This window comes from Micromonospora sp. NPDC048170 (assembly GCF_040652795.1).
Classification (GTDB): Bacteria; Actinomycetota; Actinomycetes; order Mycobacteriales; family Micromonosporaceae; genus Micromonospora.
This window is the reverse complement of the sequence record NZ_JBEZMR010000009.1, coordinates 107,819-125,228: the sequence shown is the minus strand read 5'-3', so window position 1 is coordinate 125,228 and position 17,410 is coordinate 107,819. Positions and strand designations below refer to the sequence as shown.

19 protein-coding genes are annotated in these 17,410 nt (G+C 73.3%); 10 read left to right on the top strand and 9 right to left on the bottom strand.

All coding sequences use genetic code 11. The features are described 5' to 3' along the window. Positions 1-6: 6 nt before the first annotated feature. From AB0D32_RS15225 to AB0D32_RS15205, 5 genes are all read left to right on the top strand, one after another. The gene (locus tag AB0D32_RS15225; protein WP_357089825.1) at positions 7-981 is read left to right on the top strand and encodes an alpha/beta hydrolase; all 975 of its coding nucleotides are present in this window, start codon (positions 7-9) and stop codon (positions 979-981) included. A 5-nt stretch (positions 982-986) separates the two neighbouring features. Next, a complete protein-coding gene (locus tag AB0D32_RS15220) occupies positions 987-1,940 on the top strand; it encodes a DUF3152 domain-containing protein (protein WP_357089823.1) in 954 nt (317 codons plus the stop codon). Between the two features lie 93 nt (positions 1,941-2,033). Beyond that, positions 2,034-2,933: a DUF3152 domain-containing protein gene (locus AB0D32_RS15215; RefSeq protein WP_357089820.1), complete on the top strand. Its 900-nt coding sequence runs from the start codon at positions 2,034-2,036 to the stop codon at positions 2,931-2,933. Between the two features lie 41 nt (positions 2,934-2,974). Then, positions 2,975-4,225: an adenylyltransferase/sulfurtransferase MoeZ gene (moeZ, locus tag AB0D32_RS15210; RefSeq protein ID WP_357089817.1), complete on the top strand. Its 1,251-nt coding sequence runs from the start codon at positions 2,975-2,977 to the stop codon at positions 4,223-4,225. 162 nt (positions 4,226-4,387) lie between these two features. Continuing rightward, the gene (locus AB0D32_RS15205; RefSeq protein ID WP_357089814.1) at positions 4,388-5,230 is read left to right on the top strand and encodes a prenyltransferase/squalene oxidase repeat-containing protein; all 843 of its coding nucleotides are present in this window, start codon (positions 4,388-4,390) and stop codon (positions 5,228-5,230) included. Here AB0D32_RS15205 and AB0D32_RS15200 read toward each other — a convergent pair. From AB0D32_RS15200 to proB, 8 genes are all read right to left on the bottom strand, one after another. Next, a complete protein-coding gene (locus tag AB0D32_RS15200) occupies positions 5,214-5,729 on the bottom strand; it encodes an SUKH-4 family immunity protein (RefSeq protein ID WP_357089811.1) in 516 nt (171 codons plus the stop codon). The genes AB0D32_RS15205 and AB0D32_RS15200 overlap by 17 nt on opposite strands. 29 nt (positions 5,730-5,758) lie before the next feature. Further along, a complete protein-coding gene (locus AB0D32_RS15195) occupies positions 5,759-6,376 on the bottom strand; it encodes a hypothetical protein (RefSeq protein WP_357089809.1) in 618 nt (205 codons plus the stop codon). Then, positions 6,373-7,002: a hypothetical protein gene (locus AB0D32_RS15190; RefSeq protein WP_357089806.1), complete on the bottom strand. Its 630-nt coding sequence runs from the start codon at positions 7,000-7,002 to the stop codon at positions 6,373-6,375. Before AB0D32_RS15190 ends, AB0D32_RS15195 begins: the two co-directional genes overlap by 4 nt. Continuing rightward, positions 6,995-7,489, bottom strand: coding sequence for a hypothetical protein (locus tag AB0D32_RS15185; RefSeq protein WP_357089803.1), 495 nt, complete (start codon positions 7,487-7,489; stop codon positions 6,995-6,997). Before AB0D32_RS15185 ends, AB0D32_RS15190 begins: the two co-directional genes overlap by 8 nt. A 21-nt stretch (positions 7,490-7,510) precedes the next feature. Next, positions 7,511-7,834: a hypothetical protein gene (locus AB0D32_RS15180; protein WP_357089800.1), complete on the bottom strand. Its 324-nt coding sequence runs from the start codon at positions 7,832-7,834 to the stop codon at positions 7,511-7,513. A 3-nt stretch (positions 7,835-7,837) separates the two neighbouring features. Further along, positions 7,838-8,236 carry a YbaB/EbfC family nucleoid-associated protein gene (locus AB0D32_RS15175; protein WP_357089798.1) on the bottom strand — a complete coding sequence of 133 codons (399 nt, stop codon included), beginning with the start codon at positions 8,234-8,236 and terminating at the stop codon, positions 7,838-7,840. A 74-nt stretch (positions 8,237-8,310) separates the two neighbouring features. Further along, positions 8,311-9,555 (bottom strand): glutamate-5-semialdehyde dehydrogenase, encoded by a 1,245-nt coding sequence (locus AB0D32_RS15170; RefSeq protein ID WP_357089795.1) that lies wholly within the window; start codon positions 9,553-9,555, stop codon positions 8,311-8,313. Between the two features lie 71 nt (positions 9,556-9,626). Continuing rightward, a complete protein-coding gene (gene proB, locus AB0D32_RS15165; RefSeq protein WP_357089793.1) occupies positions 9,627-10,736 on the bottom strand; it encodes a glutamate 5-kinase in 1,110 nt (369 codons plus the stop codon). Between the two features lie 61 nt (positions 10,737-10,797). Between proB and AB0D32_RS15160 the strand changes: the two genes are divergently transcribed. The 5 genes from AB0D32_RS15160 (at position 10,798) to AB0D32_RS15140 (ending at position 16,224) form a co-directional block, all read left to right on the top strand. Continuing rightward, positions 10,798-11,109: an MGMT family protein gene (locus tag AB0D32_RS15160; RefSeq protein ID WP_357089790.1), complete on the top strand. Its 312-nt coding sequence runs from the start codon at positions 10,798-10,800 to the stop codon at positions 11,107-11,109. Positions 11,110-11,141: 32 nt separating this feature from the next. Continuing rightward, on the top strand, positions 11,142-12,557 hold the full coding sequence (locus tag AB0D32_RS15155; RefSeq protein WP_357089787.1) for an MFS transporter: 1,416 nt from the start codon (positions 11,142-11,144) through the stop codon (positions 12,555-12,557). Positions 12,558-12,584: 27 nt separating this feature from the next. Next, positions 12,585-14,075 (top strand): aminotransferase class V-fold PLP-dependent enzyme, encoded by a 1,491-nt coding sequence (locus tag AB0D32_RS15150; protein ID WP_357089784.1) that lies wholly within the window; start codon positions 12,585-12,587, stop codon positions 14,073-14,075. Between the two features lie 185 nt (positions 14,076-14,260). Next, positions 14,261-14,851, top strand: a complete 591-nt coding sequence (locus tag AB0D32_RS15145) for an NADH-quinone oxidoreductase subunit B family protein (RefSeq protein ID WP_357089781.1) — start codon at positions 14,261-14,263, stop codon at positions 14,849-14,851. A gap of 56 nt (positions 14,852-14,907) precedes the next feature. Continuing rightward, positions 14,908-16,224 carry a DUF2252 domain-containing protein gene (locus tag AB0D32_RS15140; protein ID WP_357089778.1) on the top strand — a complete coding sequence of 439 codons (1,317 nt, stop codon included), beginning with the start codon at positions 14,908-14,910 and terminating at the stop codon, positions 16,222-16,224. A 6-nt stretch (positions 16,225-16,230) separates the two neighbouring features. Here the strand turns inward: AB0D32_RS15140 and AB0D32_RS15135 are convergent, their stop codons facing one another. Beyond that, the gene (locus AB0D32_RS15135; RefSeq protein ID WP_357089775.1) at positions 16,231-17,277 is read right to left on the bottom strand and encodes a glucose 1-dehydrogenase; all 1,047 of its coding nucleotides are present in this window, start codon (positions 17,275-17,277) and stop codon (positions 16,231-16,233) included. Positions 17,278-17,410: the final 133 nt, after the last annotated feature.

The following is a 17,410-nucleotide window of genomic DNA, read 5'->3' as shown; positions in this document are numbered from 1 at the left end:
GGAGTCATGAAGCGCGCCACCCTCCGGCCGGACGACCTTCTGCCCGTGCACTCGGTGCCACCGCCCTGGCCGGGGCGGGAGGTACGCCTCGACGGCACGGTGACGTACGTCCGGGACACGCCGGCCACCGCCTCCGGCGCGGAGCCGGCGCTCTACGTGCACGGGCTCGGCGGCTCGTCGCAGAACTGGACCGACCTGGCGTACCTGCTCACCGACCACCTCGACGGGCAGGCCATCGACCTGCCCGGGTTCGGCCGCAGCGAGCCGGGCCGCCGGTACACGGTGCCGGCCTTCGCCGACCGGGTGATCCGCTGGATCGAGCACTCCGACCGGGGTCCGGTGCACCTGTTCGGCAACTCGCTGGGCGGGGCGATCTCGGTGCACGTGGCGGGGGTGCGGCCGGACCTGGTCCGGAGCCTGACCCTGATCTCGCCGGCGCTGCCGTTCCTGGATTTCCGGCGCTCGTTGCAGGGTCGGATGCTGCCGCTGCTGGCCATCCCCCGGGGCGAACGGCTGGCCGCCTGGCAACTGGCCCGGGTCGCGCCGGAGGTGATGGCCCAGCAGGTGATGGAAGCGAGTGTCGCCGACCTCAGCCGGATCTGTGACCAGCGTCGGGAGGAGGCGCTGGAGGAGATCCGGGTGCGTCACGAGGCCGCGCACCACGCCGCCGCGTACGTCCGGACGTTCCGGGGTCTGGTCTCCAGCTTCCTGCGGTCGTACCTGCCGGGGTCGGGGTCGTTGTGGCGGCTGGCCGGGACGGTCGGGGCGCCCACCCTGGTCGTCGGCGGACGGGCCGACCGGCTGGTGGACGTGCGGGTGGCGCCGCAGACGGCCCGCGTCGTCCCGGACAGCCGGCTGCTGATGCTCGACGGCGTCGGCCACGTGGCGCAACTGGAGGTGCCGCGCCTGGTGGCCCGGGCGGTGCTGGGCCTGCTCGCCGAAACGGGGGACACCGCCGAGCGGTCCGACATGGCAGGCTGAGCGGGATGTCCCGCGCCCGTCACCCCGTTTCCGCCCGTCACGTTCCGGCCCCCGCCGAGGGCGGTCGTCGTGCCCCGGTCAGCTCACCGGCAGCGGGTGGCGGCCCGGACCTGACCCGCCCGCGGCACCGCCGTCCGGCGCGCCGGCGGCGTCTCGTGCACCTGCTCGTGCTCGTCCTCGCGGTCGGTGCGGCGGTGGCGGTGGTCGCCGACCGGCGGGGCGCCGAGGTCGAGGCGGAGGCGCTCACCGCCAAGGAGTTGGGCCCCGCGCCGGTGCTCGCGCCGGCGGTGGCCTCCCCGCTGCCGTCGTCGCCCGCCACGACGGCCCCGTCCACCACGGCGTCCCCGCCGGCCGTGCTGCGGCTGCCCGGGCCGGTGCCGTCGGCGGGCCGGGGCAGCTTCGGCTACGACGACCGGGTGGGCCCGGTGCTGGGTGACGCGGGCACACTGCGCCGCTACCGGGTCGCCGTGGAGTCGGGCGCCGGGGAGGACACGGGCGAGTTCGCGGCCGCCGTCGAGCTGGCGCTCACCGGGCCGGGGAGCTGGGTCGACGGCGGGCTGCGGTTGCAGCAGGTAGGCCCCGCCTCCCGGCACGACTTCACGGTCTACCTGGCCACGGCAGAGACGGCGGGCCGGATGTGCGCCGCCGGAGGGGTGAACATCCGGGTGGGCGGGCGGCCGTACACGTCGTGCCGGGCGCCGGGCAAGGTGATCATCAACCTGGAACGCTGGCGGCTCTCGGTGCCGCACTTCGTCAGCGCGAAGGTGCCGCTCTCGGTCTACCGGACGTACGTGGTGAACCACGAGGTCGGACACCAGTTGGGGCACCGGCACGAGCGCTGCCCCGGCAAGGGTCGGGTGGCGCCGGTGATGATGCAGCAGACGCTCTTCCTCAACGGCTGCGTGGCCAACCCCTGGCCGTACCGCGACGGCCGCCGGTACGCGGGCCCTCGGCTCTGACCGCCGGGCGTTCGACGAGGCCACTCCCTCCGATGAGAGCCTGAATCACGTTAAGCGCCCCATATGCCCGATTGGCGTGGGTACGCTCGATTCATGACGTCGTCGTCCCCTTGCGACCCGCCTGGCCCGTCGTCGCACCGCTCCCCGCCTCCGCCGGACCCGCCACCCCCGGGGCAGCCGCCCAACTCGGCACGGTCGTGGCGGCTGCCGGCCCGGCTACGGGACCGCCGCGTCGTGTCGCTCGGCGTCCTCCTGCTGCTCGCGGCGACCACCGCCGTGACACTGGCCCGGGCCGCCGACCCGGCGATCGACCCGGCGATCGACCCGGCGACCGATCAGGCGACCGGCCGGGCACCGCACGACCGGGGTTCCGTCTCGCGCGGGGCGGAGGCAGCCGAGCGGGAACGGCGCCCCTCCTACCCCCGGACGGGTACGGGCTACTTCACCGCCGCGCCCGGCGACTCCCCGGTGCGGGGCAGCTGGGGGCCGGTCCGGCACTACCGGGTGGCCGTGGAACAGGGCGTCGGCCAGGACGCCGCCGCCTTCGCCGCCACCGTCGACGAGGTGCTGGGGGATCCCCGCAGTTGGATCGCCTCGGAGGAGTTCCGGGTGCAGCGGGTGGCGGAGACGGCCGACGCCGACTTCACCGTCTACCTCGCCACCCCGGACACCTCGCAGCGGATGTGCGCCGAGGGCGGGCTGAGCACCGAGGGCTACACCTCCTGCCAGCTCCCCGGCCAGGTGATCATCAACCTGGCGCGCTGGCTGGAGGCGGTCCCCGACTACGGGGCGCCGCTGGAGATCTACCGCGCCTACGTGCTCAACCACGAGGTGGGCCACGAGTTCGGCGAGGGACACCAGGCCTGCCCGGGCCCCGGCGAACCGGCGCCGGTGATGCAGCAGCAGACGTACGGCCTGGACGGCTGCGCCGCCAACGCCTGGCCGTACGTCGACGGCTCGCGCTACGACGGCGAGGCCGTTCCCGGCATCTGAGTTATTCCCGTTCCCGCAGTTCGGGCTACGTGTCCCTCCTCATGGCCGATCGACCCCGGTGCGAGCGACAATGGCCCGGTTCGCCTTCAGCCGATTCCGGGGAGTCCACCGTGTCGTTGCCCCCGCTCGTCGAGCCCGCCGCCGAGCTGACCGTTGACGAGATCCGCCGCTACTCGCGCCACCTGATCATCCCGGACGTCGGGGTCGAGGGGCAGAAGCGGCTGAAGAACGCCCGGGTGCTCTGTGTCGGCGCCGGCGGCCTCGGCTCGCCGGCCCTGATGTACCTCGCCGCCGCCGGGGTCGGCACCCTGGGCATCATCGACTTCGACACCGTCGACGAGTCCAACCTCCAGCGCCAGATCATCCACGGGGTCTCCGACGTGGGCCGCTCCAAGGCCGAGTCGGCCGCGGCCTCGATCCGCGAGATCAACCCGCTGGTCGACGTGGAGATCCACAACACCGCGCTGGACCGCGAGAACGTCCGCGAGATCTTCGCCCGGTACGACCTGATCGTCGACGGCACCGACAACTTCGCCACCCGCTACATGGTCAACGACGCGGCGGTGCTGCTCGGCAAGCCGTACGTCTGGGGGTCGATCTACCGTTTCGACGGCCAGGCGTCGGTGTTCTGGGCCGAGCACGGCCCCTGCTACCGCTGCCTCTACCCGGAGCCGCCGCCGCCCGGCATGGTCCCCTCCTGCGCCGAGGGTGGCGTGCTCGGCGTGCTCTGCGCGTCGATCGGCTCCATCCAGGTCAACGAGGCGATCAAACTGCTCGCCGGCATCGGGGAGCCGCTGGTCGGCCGGCTGATGGTCTACGACGCCCTGGAGATGAGCTACCGCAAGATCAAGGTGCGCAAGGACCCGAACTGCGTGCTGTGCGGCGAGAACCCCACGGTCACCGACCTGCTGGAAGACTACGAGGACTTCTGCGGCGCGGTGTCGGTGGAGGCCCAGGACGCGGTGGTCGACGCCACCATCACCGCGCTGGAGCTCAAGGAGTGGCAGGACGCGGGCAAGGACATCTTCCTCGTCGACGTCCGCGAGCCGGCCGAGTACGAGATCGTCCGGATCCCCGGCGCGACGCTGATCCCCAAGGGCGAGATCATCTCGGGTGAGGCGCTGGCCAAGCTGCCGCAGGACCGGCAGGTCGTGCTGCACTGCAAGTCCGGGGTCCGCTCGGCGGAGGCGCTCGCCGCGCTCAAGGCGGCCGGCTTCCGCGACGCGGTGCACGTGCAGGGTGGCGTGCTCTCCTGGATCAAGCAGATCGACCCGTCACTGCCCGCGTACTGACCGGTCACACAGAGGCCCTTCCGCCCGCGCGGGAGGGCCTCTTCGTCGCTCGGCAGCCGACCCCGGGTCGCACGTCGCGCCGGTCGGCGGTGGCTGCCCGGTCGGCCCGGCCGAGCCGTTTCCCGGAGGCGGGACCGACTTTTCGCAGGTAGCGTCTCTGCCGTGGTCGACATGGACGCCGCGATCGGCTTCGTCGTGGCGCACGGGGACGCGGTGGACCGCGCCCGTCTCGCCCGGTTGCGCACCGGCGCGCCGGTGCCGGTGGAACTGCTCGACGAGGCCGAGGCCGGGCAGGCGCCCGGCGGTGGCTGGCCGGCGGTGCTCGGCGGCGAGGTCGCCTCGGTCGACGCGACCTGCTTCCGCCTCGCCGAGCTGGACGACCTCGGCGCGCTCGGCCGTCCCGCCGCCCGGCACGCGCTGGACTGGCTCGCCGCCCGGCAACTGCCCGACGGTGGCTGGGAGGAGGATCCGCGGCTGGCCAGCCTGGCTCCGGAGTGGGCCCGCCCCGGCGATCCGGAGGCCCGGCTCTACCTGACCGCCAACGCCGGCTACTGGCTGACCGTCGCCGGGCTCGACGCCCGGGCCGCCGGCCCGCTGGACCACCGGGTCGGTGGGGCGTACGCCGGGGTGGTGCAGGCGGCGGCGCACGCGCTGGCCACGGCGCTCGCCCCCGACGGCAGTTGGCCGTCCTTCCTGCCGGCCGGGTGGCTGAGCGCGGCGGTGCTGCACCGGCAGCAGATGTACGACGAGTCGGCGCGTATCCAGGCGGTGCTGGCCGAGCGGGTGCCGAAGATGTCCCCGGCCGACGTGGCGTGGCTGGCCGCCACGCTGCGCCGGGTCGAGGCGGGCGAGGATCAGTGGCTGCTCGTCGCCGCCCGCAGGCGGCTCGCCGAGACCCAGCGCAGCGACGGCGGCTGGGAAAGCGACGACGGACACCAGTTCGACGTGCACACCACGCTGACCGCGATCCGGGCCTGCCGCCCGGCGGTCACTTCAGCTGGCTGATCACCAACGGCCACCAGCCGTCGGGGGTGAAGGCGGACGGGTCGATGCTCTCCAGCACCATGCGCAGCTGCTCCGCCCGTTCGGCGCGGCCCGGCTTGCCCTCGTCCGCCTCGACGAAGATCGCGAACTGGTAGAGGAACTCGACGAAGGTGCGGAAGTTGCTGTTCACCGGCTGCACGTCCGGCTGCTCCAGGTCGCACTGGAGGATCTCCCCGGTGCGCGGGTCGAGCACGTAGAGCAGGTCGGGGTTGTCGGCCACCGCGCCGACCACGATCAGTCGGATGTCCAGCGAGCCGTCCTCGGTGGTCAGCTGAATGGTGTCGTACAGCTCGATGTCGCCTTCGAGGAAGGCGGTGAAGACCACCGCCACGTCGAGCGGGATCTCGTCGCCCTCGGGGAGCATCTCGGGGGTGAAACCCCCCTCCAGCCACGCCTCGCGCGGGTAGGGGATGAGTTCGTCCTCGCTCCACAACGCGGTGAACCGCGGATCAGCTGCCATGACGGTCCTTCGCAGGGTCGACGGGTGGGTCAGGAGGACAGGCCGGCGGCGATGAGCAGCCGCCGCCAGTTGTCGGCGTACTCGCCGGCGTGCCGGCCCTTGCGCAGCCGCAGCTCGACAGCGGCGGGACCGAAGACGGTGGCCGTCAGCTCCGGGTAGCGGGGGCCGAGCACGTACTCGTCGAAGAACGTGGCGACATCGGGGGCGATGACGGTGAACTCGACGTCCTCGTCGGGGTGCTCGTACTGGTGGACGTAGGCGCTGGACTCCATGTAATACACGTCCAGGTCTTCCCGGTCGAGGTAGATCGGGTCGCCGCCGCGGATCTCGGCGCGGATGCCGGCGGGGACGCTGTCCATCTCGTAGCCGACGGTCAGCGGGCTGCCCATCGGGTCGTTCGGGTTTACCTCGGCCTCCTCCCACGCCTGCGGGGTGAGGATCTCCTTCGGCGCGTGGAACCGGAAGTCGTCGCCCTCGATGTGCCGGAACAGGCTGTAGACCTCGGCGACGCCGGGCAGGTCGGCGATCGGCTCCAGCGGAGCCGGCCCCTCGATGCGTACGCCGAAGCCGTGCTCGGCCTCCACCCGGGTGAGCAGCGCCAACTTCTCGGCGATCCGGGTGAGGACGGCGGGATCCGGCTGGGTCATGGCACGACCTTCACGATGACCGGGGTGCCTGGGGGCACGTCGCGCAACGCCACGGAGATCTCACGGCCGATCTCGCGGTTGGTCCAGGCGTCCATCAGCCTGAGGTTAGCGTATTCGTCCTTTCCGTCGAGTTGCAGCTCTTGGACGTGGTCAGGGTCGAGTCCCTCGCCCCGGGCTCCGACCGGCCCCCGGCCGCCGTAGAGGCGGTCGACGAGGTCCTTGTTGGCCAGGTACTGGTTGGTCTCCGGGGTGCCGTGCTGCTGGGTAAGCCGCTCGTTCCTGGTCAGCCGGCGGGTCACCCGGTCCCGGAAGACCTTGGTGCGGCTCCGGTTTCCGGGCTTGGTCCCCCGGCCTCCGCGGTGGTAGACGCTGTTGGAGGTACGGTCCGACTTGGCCTTGCTCAGCCGGCCCTCCTGGCCGAGCCGGACCAGGTCCTTGGCCTTGCGGTCGAAGTCCCGCTTGTCGAAGTCCGGGCGGTTGCGCAGCACCAGCACGGCCGGGCCGCGGGGCGTGGTGCCGGCCGCCTTGGCGGTGCGGAACACGTCGGCGTTCTCCAGGTACGCCGAGACGATCTTGGCGCCCTTCGGCTGCGTCTGCCGGGTCGGCGCGTCCCGTTTCTTAGCCATTGAGGACCATGTCCACGGCCATGCCGATCAACTGGTCGACGATCAGCCCGGTGATCATCTTGAAGATCGGGATCTGGAGCAGCGACGCGCCGAAGGTGACCGCCGCCGTGGCGATCGCCTGGGCGATCTGGATCGCCAGCACGATCAGCTGGATGATCACGTTGATCTTCAGGGCGAGCACCACGCCCGCGGCGGCCATCAGTCCGATCCCGATGACGGTGGCCGGGTTCGCGGCGTCGGCGATGTTACGGGCCGCCGACTCCTTGTCGGTCCACTCGCTGGCGAAGGCGGTGAAGCTCTCGCCACGGTTGGTGTCCAGCACCGTCCGCGCCGCCGACTCCAACTGGGCGACCGAGCCGTTGACCCGGTCCGCCATGCCGGTCCACTCGCCGGCGAGCTGGAAGATGGCCGTCTCGTCGGACTCCGGCCAGTCGTATCCGAGCATCGACAGCAGGGACGTCAGCTCACCCGGGAGCGTCAGACCCACGGTGACTCCTCTCTTCCGGGCTCAGCCCAGCTTGCCGAGGATCGAGCGGAACGCCTCGGAGACGCCGTCCTCCACGGTCTGGTAGCCGTCCGCCATGCCGTGCAGGCTCTCGGCGTACGACTCCAGTTCGGTGATGTTGGTGCCCAGGCACTCGGCCACCGCCTCCACGCACGCCTGGTGCGCGACGCCGAGCAGCATGCCGATGTCGTCGCCGCCGAAGGCCTGCTCGTAACCGGCCACCGCGGCCTGGAACGACTCGAAGGTCTGGCGCACGCTCTCCTTGGCCGTGCCGAGCTGCTCGGCGCCCCGGCGCAGCGCGTCGATGTCGACGTCGAGGGGTTCCACGGCTCAGCTCCGCTGCTGGAGCTTGCGCATGTTCTCGCTGATCGCGAGGCTCATCTCGCGCATCTGCCGCAGGCCCTGGTCCTGGATGCGCTCCAGGGTGGCAGTCATCGCGGCCAGGTCGGGCATCGGCTCGGCGTCGACCGTCGGCTCCTGCCCGTCGAGGGCGGCGTTCACCGCCCGGCGCAGCTCCTCGGCGAGGTGTTCCGAGCCTTCGCGGAGCACCCGGGGGTCGATCTCGATCGTGCTGACCCGCCCGTCGGTGCCGAGGGTGACAGTGATCCGCCCGTCGGCGGCCTCTCCCACCGACTCCGCCCGCTCCCGGGGGACAACGTCGCGGGAGGCTTCCCGCAACGCGGCCCGCGCCTGCGTCAGTTGCTGCTCCAGCGCACTGTCATCCAGCATGCCTCGCCTCCCCGTGGCGGCCGTGCCAACCGGAACCAGCCTAGCGATCCGGCGCAACTCTCCACTACGGAGGCTCAGCCGCGCAGGTGGCCGTCCCCGGTGACCACGTACTTGGTGGAGGTCAGCTCGGGCAGGCCCATCGGGCCTCGGGCGTGCAGCTTCTGGGTGGAGATGCCGATCTCGGCGCCGAAGCCGAACTCGCCGCCGTCGGTGAACCGGGTCGACGCGTTGACCATCACGGCTGCCGCGTCCACCCGGGCCACGAACTCCCGGGCCGCAGTCGTCGAGTCGGTGACGATCGCCTCGGTGTGCCCGGTGCCGTACCGCCGGATGTGCGCGACCGCCGCGTCCAGCGAGTCGACGACGGCGACCGAGATGTCGGCGGAGAGGTATTCGGTGGCGAAGTCCTCGGCGGTGGCGGGCCGCACCGCGGCGGAGTGGGCGGCGACCCGGTCGTCGCCGTGCACGGTGACGCCGGCCTCGGCGAACGCGGCCAGCACCGGCGGCAGGAAGGCGTCGGCGACCGCCGCGTGCACGAGCAGCGACTCGGCGGTGTTGCAGGTGGACAGCCGCTGGGTCTTCGCGTTCAGCGCGATCGCGACGGCCTTGGCCAGGTCGGCGGCGGCATCGACGTAGACGTGGCAGTTGCCCACGCCCGTCTCGATCACCGGCACGGTGGACTCCTCCACCACGGTGCGGATCAGGGACGCGCCGCCGCGCGGGATCAGCACGTCGACCAGGCCCCGGGCGCGCATCAGCTCCTTGACCGAGTCGCGGCTGCTGGCGTCGAGCAGCTGCACCGCGTCCGCCGGCAGACCGGCGTCGGCCACCGCGTCACGCAGCACGGCGACCAGGGCGGCGTTGGAGTGCGCGGCCGACGACGAGCCGCGCAGCAGCGCCGCGTTGCCGGACTTCAGGCAGATGCCGGCGGCGTCGACCGTCACGTTCGGCCGGGCCTCGTAGATGATGCCCACCACACCGAACGGCACCCGGATCTGCCGCAGCTCCAGCCCGTTGGGCAGGGTCGAGCCACGGACCACCTCGCCCACCGGGTCCGGCAGCGCGGCCATCTCCCGCAGCGCGTCGGCGATGCCGGCCACCCGCCCCGCGTCGAGGGCGAGCCGGTCCAGCACGGCCGCGCTCAGCCCGGCGTCCCGCCCCGCCGCCAGGTCCGCCTCGTTCGCGGCCAGGATCTCCGGCGTACGGGCCACCAGCGCGTCGGCCATCGCCGCCAGCGCGGCGTCCTTGGCCGTACGCGTGGCGACGGCCAGCGCCTCCGCCGCCGTACGCGCCCGCCGGGCCTGCTCGCTCACGCTCATCGCCGCACTCACTCCTCAGTAGTTGGGAAGGGCCCCTTGCTATACGGAATCCGTCAACAAGGTGCCCTTCCTTACAGCAGTACCAGGTCGTCGCGGTGGACGACCTCCCGTTCGTACGCCGGGCCGAGCGCCGCGGCGAGTTCGGTGGTGGACCGGCCGAGCAGCCCGGGCAGCTCCACCGCGTCGTAGTTGACCAGCCCCCGGGCGACGGGTGCGCCCCCGGCGTCCACCAGGTCGACCGGGTCACCGGCGGTGAACGTGCCGTCCACGGCCGTGATCCCGGCGGGCAGCAGCGATTTGCGCCGGCCCACCACCGCCGCGACCGCCCCCGGGTCGAGGTGCAGCCGGCCCCGGGGCGAGGTGGCGTGGGCCAGCCAGAACAGCCGGGCCGTCGGGCGTCGGCGGCTCGGGTGGAACAGGGTGCCGACGGGCTCGCCGGCCAGCGCCGGGGCGGCCAGCGGCGCGGCGGTCAGCACCACCGGGATGCCGAAGCCGGTGGCGATCCGGGCCGCCTCCACCTTGGTGACCATGCCACCGGTGCCCACCCCGGCCCGGCCGGCACCGCCGATGTCGACGCCGCTCAGGTCCCGCTCGTCGTGCACCTCGCTGATCCGGCTGGAGCCCGGGCGGGAGGGGTCGCCGGTCCAGAGGGCGTCCACGTCCGAGAGGAGCACCAGCAGGTCGGCGTGGACCAGGGCGGCCACGAGGGCGGCCAGCCGGTCGTTGTCGCCGAACCGGATCTCCTCGGTGGCGACCGTGTCGTTCTCGTTGACGATCGGCACCGCCCGCAGGTCGAGCAGCTTACGCAGGGTGCGGTACGCGTTGCGGTAGTGCGCCCGCCGGGTCACGTCGTCGACGGTGAGCAGGACCTGCCCGACGGTCAGCCCGTGCCGGGCGAAGGCGGTCGCGTACCGGCCGATCAGCAGGCCCTGCCCGACGCTGGCGGCGGCCTGCTGGGTGGCCAGGTCGCGCGGACGCCGGGACAACCCCAGCGGCGCGAGGCCGGCGGCGATCGCGCCGGAGCTGACCAGCACGACCTCCCGGCCCTCGGCGGCGAGGGCGCCCAGGGCGTCGACGAGCGCGTCGACCCGCTCGTCGTCCAACCCGCCGGCGGCGGTGGTCAACGAGGAGGATCCGATCTTGACGACGACCCGCCGGGCCGCCGTGACTACGTCGCGCACCCGCCTATTCTGCGTGGTCGGTCCCGGCCCGCCTCGGCGCCTTCCCATATCGTGGCCGGTCGTGAGACCTGACGAGTACGTCGAGGCGGTGCTGGAACTCGTCGAGCGGATCCCGCCCGGCCGGGTGATGTCGTACGGGGCGGTCGCCGACGCGCTGGCCGAACGCTCGGGGCGGGCGTCGGCCCGGCTCGTCGGCGCGATCATGGCCCGCAACGGCGGGGGAGTGCCCTGGCACCGGGTGGTGAACGCGGCCGGACGCCTGCCACCCGGTCACGAGCGGGAGGCGCGGGCCCGGCTGCGCGCCGAGGGGACGCCGCTGCGCGGCGACGGGGTGGACATGCGGGCGAGCTGGTCCCCTGAGGAGGGGATGTGACCCTCGCCATAACGTGAGTAACATTCGGCGGCATGGACGCGCCGTCGGGTGGAGCTGAGCCGGTCCCTGGGGTGCTGCCGCGCCGGGTGCACGCCGGTTACGCGCTCGGATCGCTGGCCACCGGTGCGTTCGGCACCGTGCCCGGCCTGCTCCTGCTGCCCTACCTGACCGACACCCTCGGCGTCGCGGCGGGCGTGGCGGCCCTGCTGGTGCTCCTGCCGAAGGCGTGGGACGTGCTGGTCAACCCGGTCGCCGGCCGGATCTCCGACCGCACCCGGTCGCGCTGGGGCGCCCGCCGCCCGTACCTGCTGGGCGCCGGGCTCGCCCTCGGCGTGCTCTTCGCCGCCATCTTCGCCGCGCCGTTCGGCGCCGGACCGGCCGCCGCCGCGTACGTGGCGGTCGCCTTCCTCGCCACCGCCACCGCGTTCGCCTTCTTCCAGGTGCCGTACGTGGCGATGCCGGCCGAACTCACCGGCGACTACGCCGAACGTACCCGGCTGATGAGCTGGCGGATCGCGGTGCTGGCGCTGGCCATCCTGGTTTCCGGCGCGGTGGCCCCGCTGGTGCGCGACGCCGGTGGTGGAGGCGTCGGGGGGCACCGCTGGATGGGCCTCTTCGTCGCCGGGCTGATCGTGCTCGGCGCGCTCGGCGCGTTCCTCGGCACCCGGTCCGCGCCCGGCGTCACGGTGGGGGAGAGCGAGCCGACGCTGCGCGCCCAGCTCGCCGTCGCCGCCCGCAACCGGCCGTTCCGGGCGCTGCTCGTCTGCTTCGTGGTGCAGTCCGCCGGGGTGGCCACCGTCCTCGCCGGGGTCAACTACTTCGCCGACCAGATCCTGCGCGACCCCCAGGGCGGGCCGACCGTCCTGTTCGTCTGCTTCGTGGGGCCGGCGCTGCTGGTGATGCCGCTCTGGACCCGGGTCGGGGCGCGGGTCGGCAAGCTCGCCGCCCTGGTGGCCGCGTCGCTGATCTTCGCGGTGGGCGCGCTGGCCCTGGTCGCCGCCCCGGTGCTGCCCCCGCTCGCGGTCTACCTCCTGGTCGCGCTGATCGGCGTCGGGTACGCCGGCCAGCAGGTGTTCGCCCTCGCCATGCTCCCGGACTGCATCGCGTACGACACGGCGCGCACCGGCCGACGGCAGGCCGGCGTCTTCACCGGGCTCTGGACGGCCGGCGAGACCTTCGGGCTGGCCCTCGGGCCGGGCATCTTCGGCCTGGTGCTCCAGCTCAGCGGCTACGTGTCCTCCGACACCGGCACGGCGGCGGCCCAGTCCGACACCGTGCGGCTCGGCATCCTGCTCGGCTTCACCGTCCTCCCCGCCCTGCTGGTCGGCCTGGCGGTCGTCTTCCTCCGCCCCTACGACCTGACCCCCGCCCGCCTGGCCGCCGTCCGGGCCGAGCCTGTTTCCCGCCCCGCCGGTCACGAGGTCGTGGTGGGGGACGAAGGCCGCTGAACCCCACGAGAAAGGCACCACGACTCCATGATCGACGAGGAAGCTGACCGCCGGGCGCTGCCCGGGAACGGGTTGCCCGCCGAGCGGGTGCTGGCGGAGGTGCGGGCGTTGCGGGACGCCGACCGGCCCACGCACGGGGGGCGGCTGTTCGCGTACGTCTACGACCCGGCGGTGCCGGGGCTCGACGAGCTGGCCGCCGCCGCGTACGCCGGCAGCGCGCACGTCAACGGGCTCGACCCGACGGCCTTCCCGTCGCTGCTGGCGATGGAGAACGCGCTGGTCGGCGCAGCCGCCCGGCTGCTCGGCGGCGGCCCCGGCAGCACCGCCCCGGACGTCGTGGGCAGCGTCACCAGCGGCGGCACCGAGTCGCTGATCCTGGCCGTGAAGGCCGCCCGGGACGCCCACCCGGAGATCGCCGCGCCCCGGATCGTGGTGCCGGCCAGCGCGCACGCCGCGTTCGCCAAGGCGGCGCACTACCTGCGGGTGGCGGTGGACCTGGTGCCCGTGTCGGCGCGGACGCTGCGGCCGGCCGCCGCCGACATGGCCGCCGCCATCGGCCCGGACACCGTGCTGGTGGTCTGCTCCGCCCCCTCGTACGCGCACGGCGTCGTCGACCCGGTCGCCGAGATCGCCGCGGCGGCGGCCGAGGCCGGGGTGCGCTGCCACGTGGACGCCTGCTTCGGCGGCTGGACCCTGCCGTACCTGCGCCGGCTCGGGGCGGACGTGCCGCCGTTCGACTTCGCCGTCGCGGGGGTCACCTCGATCTCGGTGGACCTGCACAAGTACGCGTACGCCCCGAAGGGCGTGTCGGTCCTGCTGCACCGCGACCCGGCGCTGCGCGCCCCGCAGTACTTCGCGTACGCGGACTGGCCCGGCTACACGATGGTGAACCCGGTCATCGCCTCCACCCGCTCCGGTGGCCCGATCGCCGCCGCGTACGCCACCCTGCGGCACCTCGGCGACGACGGGTACCTGCGGCTCGCGGCGGCCACCCGCGACGCCGTGACCGGCCTGGCCGACGCCGTCCGCGCGGTCGACGGGCTGCGGCTGATGGCCGAGCCGGAGTCGACCGTCGTCTGCTTCACCGCCACCGACCCGGGCCTCGACCTCTTTGTCCTGGTCGACGAGCTGGCCGCCCGGGGCTGGCACACCCAGCCCCAGCTGTCGTACGCCGACCTGCCGCCGAGCGTGCACCTGACGGTGACGGCAGCGGTGGCGCCCCGGGTGGCCGAGTTCGGCCCGGACCTCGCCGACGCGGTGGCAGCCGCGCGGGCCGCCGGGCCGGTCGCGCTCCCCGCCGAGCTGCTCGCCCTCGCCGGCACGCTGACCCCGGAGGCGCTCACCCCGGAGCTGATCACCGGGCTGGCCGCCGGGCTCGGCCTCGGCGCCGCGGGCGCGGGACCGGTGCCCGACCGGATGGCGCTGGTGAACGCGCTGCTCGACGCCGCCCCGGCAGGCCTGCGGGAACGGCTGCTCGTCGAGTTCGTCAGCCTGCTCCAGCGCCCGACCTGGGAGTAGTCCCCGCTCGCCGACGCCTCGGTGCGCCTTCGCGTGCCGGCCCGGCCGGGGTGACCCGACCGGGCCGTCCGGTGGCGCGCGGCGCGGGAACCGGCCGGAGGTGTGCGGTCCGCCGGTCACGCCGGGCGGAACGGCCGCGCCGGGCGCTGTGGTTGACTGGCACCGGAAGTGGAAGGGAGACCGACGTGCAGCTGCCGGGAGTGCTCGGCGAGCCGATCCGGTTCGTGCTGAACTGGGGCCGCCGCTACTCGCTCTGGGTCTTCAACTTCGGCCTGGCCTGCTGCGCGATCGAGTTCATCGCCACCAGCATGGGCCGGCACGACTTCATGCGGCTGGGCGTGATCCCGTTCGCGCACGGGCCCCGGCAGGCCGACCTGATGGTGGTCTCCGGGACGGTCACCGACAAGATGGCCCCCGCGATCAAGCGGCTCTACGACCAGATGCCCGAGCCGAAGTACGTCATCTCGTTCGGCGCGTGCTCCAACTGCGGCGGCCCCTACTGGGATTCGTACTCGGTGACCAAGGGCGTCGACCAGCTCATCCCGGTCGACGTCTACGTGCCCGGCTGCCCGCCCCGCCCCGAGGCGCTGCTGCACGGCATCCTGCGTCTCCAGGAGAAGATCGCCGCCGAGCAGTCCGGCATCGGCGGGGTGCCCCGGCCCGACGCGCTCGCCCCGCCGGTCGACGCCCCGCCGGCGGATGCCGGATCCACCGGCGCACCCCCGCGCTCGGTGGAGTCGCTGACCGCCCCGCCGGTCCGCCCGCCCACCCCCTGAGCCGTACCGTCCGACGGGGCGACGCCCGGTGGCCGGCGGGGGCTAGCCTGCGCACCATGAACCACTCCGCCGACCAGCGTTCCGCCCACATCGTCGACGTGCTCACCGAGGAGTTCGGTGCGTCGATGGCTCTCGACCCGGCAGCCTTCCGGCGCAAGTTCCGCAAGATGGCCGCGTCGCCGTTCGCCTTCTACCGGGGCAGCGCCTCGCTGTTCTACGCCGACCAGGTCGGCGACTTCGCCGACGACCGGTTCCTCGACGACCGGACCAGCCGGGTGTGGATCCACGGCGACCTGCACGCGGAGAACTTCGGCACGTACATGAACGGGTCCGGGCAGCTCGTGTTCAACGTCAACGACTTCGACGAGGCGTACGTGGGGCCGTTCAGCTGGGACCTGAAGCGGCTGGCGGCCAGCGTGGCGCTGATCGGCTACGCCAAGGCGCTCTCCGACCGGGCGATCAGCGACCTGGTCGCCGTCTTCGCGGGGGCGTACCTGACCGAACTGCGCGCCATCGCCGCCGGTGGCGACGACGCGATCGGCTCGATCACCCTGGACAACGCCGACGGGGTGCTCCGCCGGGTGCTCCAGCAGGCCCGGCTCAACACCCGGGTCGATTTGCTCGCCCTCCAGACCACCATCGACAACTACGAGCGCCGGTTCTCGCTGGGCGACGGCGTCTTCGAGGTCGACGCCGAAACCCGGGAACGGGTCTGCGCCGCGTTCGAGGACTACCTCGGCACGCTGCCGGTCTCTTCCGCCCAGTTCCGCCCGGTGGCCACGCACATCAAGGACGTGGTGCTGCGCAAGGGGGTGGGCATCGGCTCGGCCGGACTGCCCTCGTACAACCTGCTCCTGGAGGGGCACACCCAGGCGTTGGAGAACGACGTCGTCATCTACATGAAGCAGGCCCAGGTGCCGGCGGTGGCCCGGCACATCGCCGACGAGTCGGTCGCCGGCTACTTCCAGCACCAGGGGCACCGCACCGCCGAGTCGCAGCGCGCACTCCAGGCGCACGCCGACCCGTGGGTGGGCTTCACCGAGCTGGACGGGGCCGGCCAGCTCGTCGCCGAGGTCTCCCCGTACGCGGCCGACCTCGACTGGGCCGACGTGAACGAGCCCGAGGAGTTGGCCGGGGTGCTGGCCGACCTGGGCCGGGCGGTCGCCCGGATGCACTCGGTGGCCGACGACGAGTCCAGCCACGACCTGGTCGACTACTCCACCGAGGAGGCGATCGTGACGGCGGTGGACGCCGACGAGGCGGGCTTCGTGGCCCACCTGGTCGACTTCGCCCACGCGTACGGCGTCCGGGCCCGACAGGACCACCAGCTCTTCGTCGACCTGTTCCGCAACGGCCGGCTGCCCGGCCTCTGAGCGGCGTCAGGAGCCGAACTCCAGCACCACCTTGATGTCGTCCGGCTCGGAGGTGTACGCCCCGGCGTACGCCTCCACCGGCACCCGGCGGGTGATCAGCGAGTCGAGCCACGACCGGTCGGCACGGGCCAGCGCCGCGGCGGCGAGGTCCCAGTGCCGGCGGTTGGCGTTGACCGAGCCGAACACCACGTTGTTCTCCAGCACGAGAGCACGGTTGAGCGCCCCGGCGTCGAGGTCGATGGTCCGCCCGCCGCTGGAGACGCCGGTCAGACAGACTATGCCGGTCGGCGCGGCCTTGTACATCACGTCGAGGACGACGACCGGCGCCCCGGTGCACTCCAGCACCACGTCCGGCTCGAAGTCCAGCTCGCTGACCGGCACCGTGTGGTAGGTCGCGCCGAGCGCCCGGACCAGTTCCGGCTTCGGCCCGGTGGTGTTGCGGTCCAGCACGTGCACGGAGAGGCCGCGCTGTATCGCCAGCAGCGCGGCCAGCAGGCCGATCGGCCCGGCCCCGGTGACCAGCACCGTCTGCGGCTGCCACTCGGCGCGGGCACCGATGCGCTCGATGTGCTCCCACGCCTTCGCCACCACGCTGGTCGGTTCGAGCAGCATGCCGACCGGGGCGAGGTCACGATCCAGCCCCACCGCGAACCGGGGTTGCAACCGCCAACGGTCCCGGGCGAAGCCGGGCAGGGCCTTGATGCCGTGCTCCGTGAACCGGCCGTTGCGGCACATGTCCCACTCGCCGACCGCACAGTTCGGGCAGGGCACCGGATCCGGATGCCGGACGACGCCCGCCACCAGGTCGCCGGGTTGCAGGGTGCCCGACGGATCCTCCAACACCCGACCCAGCGACTCGTGCCCCAGCACCAGCCGGTCCAGGCCGGGCGGCGCCTCGCCGTACTCGCCGGCGATGATCTCGTGGTCGGTGCCGCAGATCCCCACGGCCAGGGCCTCGACCAGGATCGCGCCCTCCTCGGGCGGCGGCTCCGGATGGTCCTCGACCAGCCGCAGGGAGTCGGCGACACCCGGGGTGACAGTCACAGCGCGCACGGCCTCATCCTTCCCCGCCGCCCGGCCCGCCGCGGGGCGAAGCGGCCAGATCGCCCGGATCGGGGCAGCCTCCGCTCGCGCGCTTGCGGACGAGGTGGATGGCTGGCGGCGGTATCGCTCGCTCCGGCGGGGG

What these genes read in the sequence shown, in the direction of transcription:
- AB0D32_RS15225 (WP_357089825.1), top strand. Translation starts at nt 7, where the DNA reads ATGAAGCGCGCCACCCTCCGGCCGGACGACCTTCTGCCCGTGCACTCG.
- AB0D32_RS15220 (WP_357089823.1), top strand. Translation starts at nt 987, where the DNA reads ATGTCCCGCGCCCGTCACCCCGTTTCCGCCCGTCACGTTCCGGCCCCC.
- AB0D32_RS15215 (WP_357089820.1), top strand. Translation starts at nt 2,034, where the DNA reads ATGACGTCGTCGTCCCCTTGCGACCCGCCTGGCCCGTCGTCGCACCGC.
- moeZ (WP_357089817.1), top strand. Translation starts at nt 2,975, where the DNA reads ATGGCCGATCGACCCCGGTGCGAGCGACAATGGCCCGGTTCGCCTTCA.
- AB0D32_RS15200 (WP_357089811.1), bottom strand. Translation starts at nt 5,729, where the DNA reads ATGGCAGCTGATCCGCGGTTCACCGCGTTGTGGAGCGAGGACGAACTC.
- AB0D32_RS15195 (WP_357089809.1), bottom strand. Translation starts at nt 6,376, where the DNA reads ATGACCCAGCCGGATCCCGCCGTCCTCACCCGGATCGCCGAGAAGTTG.
- AB0D32_RS15190 (WP_357089806.1), bottom strand. Translation starts at nt 7,002, where the DNA reads ATGGCTAAGAAACGGGACGCGCCGACCCGGCAGACGCAGCCGAAGGGC.
- AB0D32_RS15175 (WP_357089798.1), bottom strand. Translation starts at nt 8,236, where the DNA reads ATGCTGGATGACAGTGCGCTGGAGCAGCAACTGACGCAGGCGCGGGCC.
- AB0D32_RS15170 (WP_357089795.1), bottom strand. Translation starts at nt 9,555, where the DNA reads ATGAGCGTGAGCGAGCAGGCCCGGCGGGCGCGTACGGCGGCGGAGGCG.
- AB0D32_RS15155 (WP_357089787.1), top strand. Translation starts at nt 11,142, where the DNA reads ATGGACGCGCCGTCGGGTGGAGCTGAGCCGGTCCCTGGGGTGCTGCCG.
- AB0D32_RS15150 (WP_357089784.1), top strand. Translation starts at nt 12,585, where the DNA reads ATGATCGACGAGGAAGCTGACCGCCGGGCGCTGCCCGGGAACGGGTTG.
- AB0D32_RS15140 (WP_357089778.1), top strand. Translation starts at nt 14,908, where the DNA reads ATGAACCACTCCGCCGACCAGCGTTCCGCCCACATCGTCGACGTGCTC.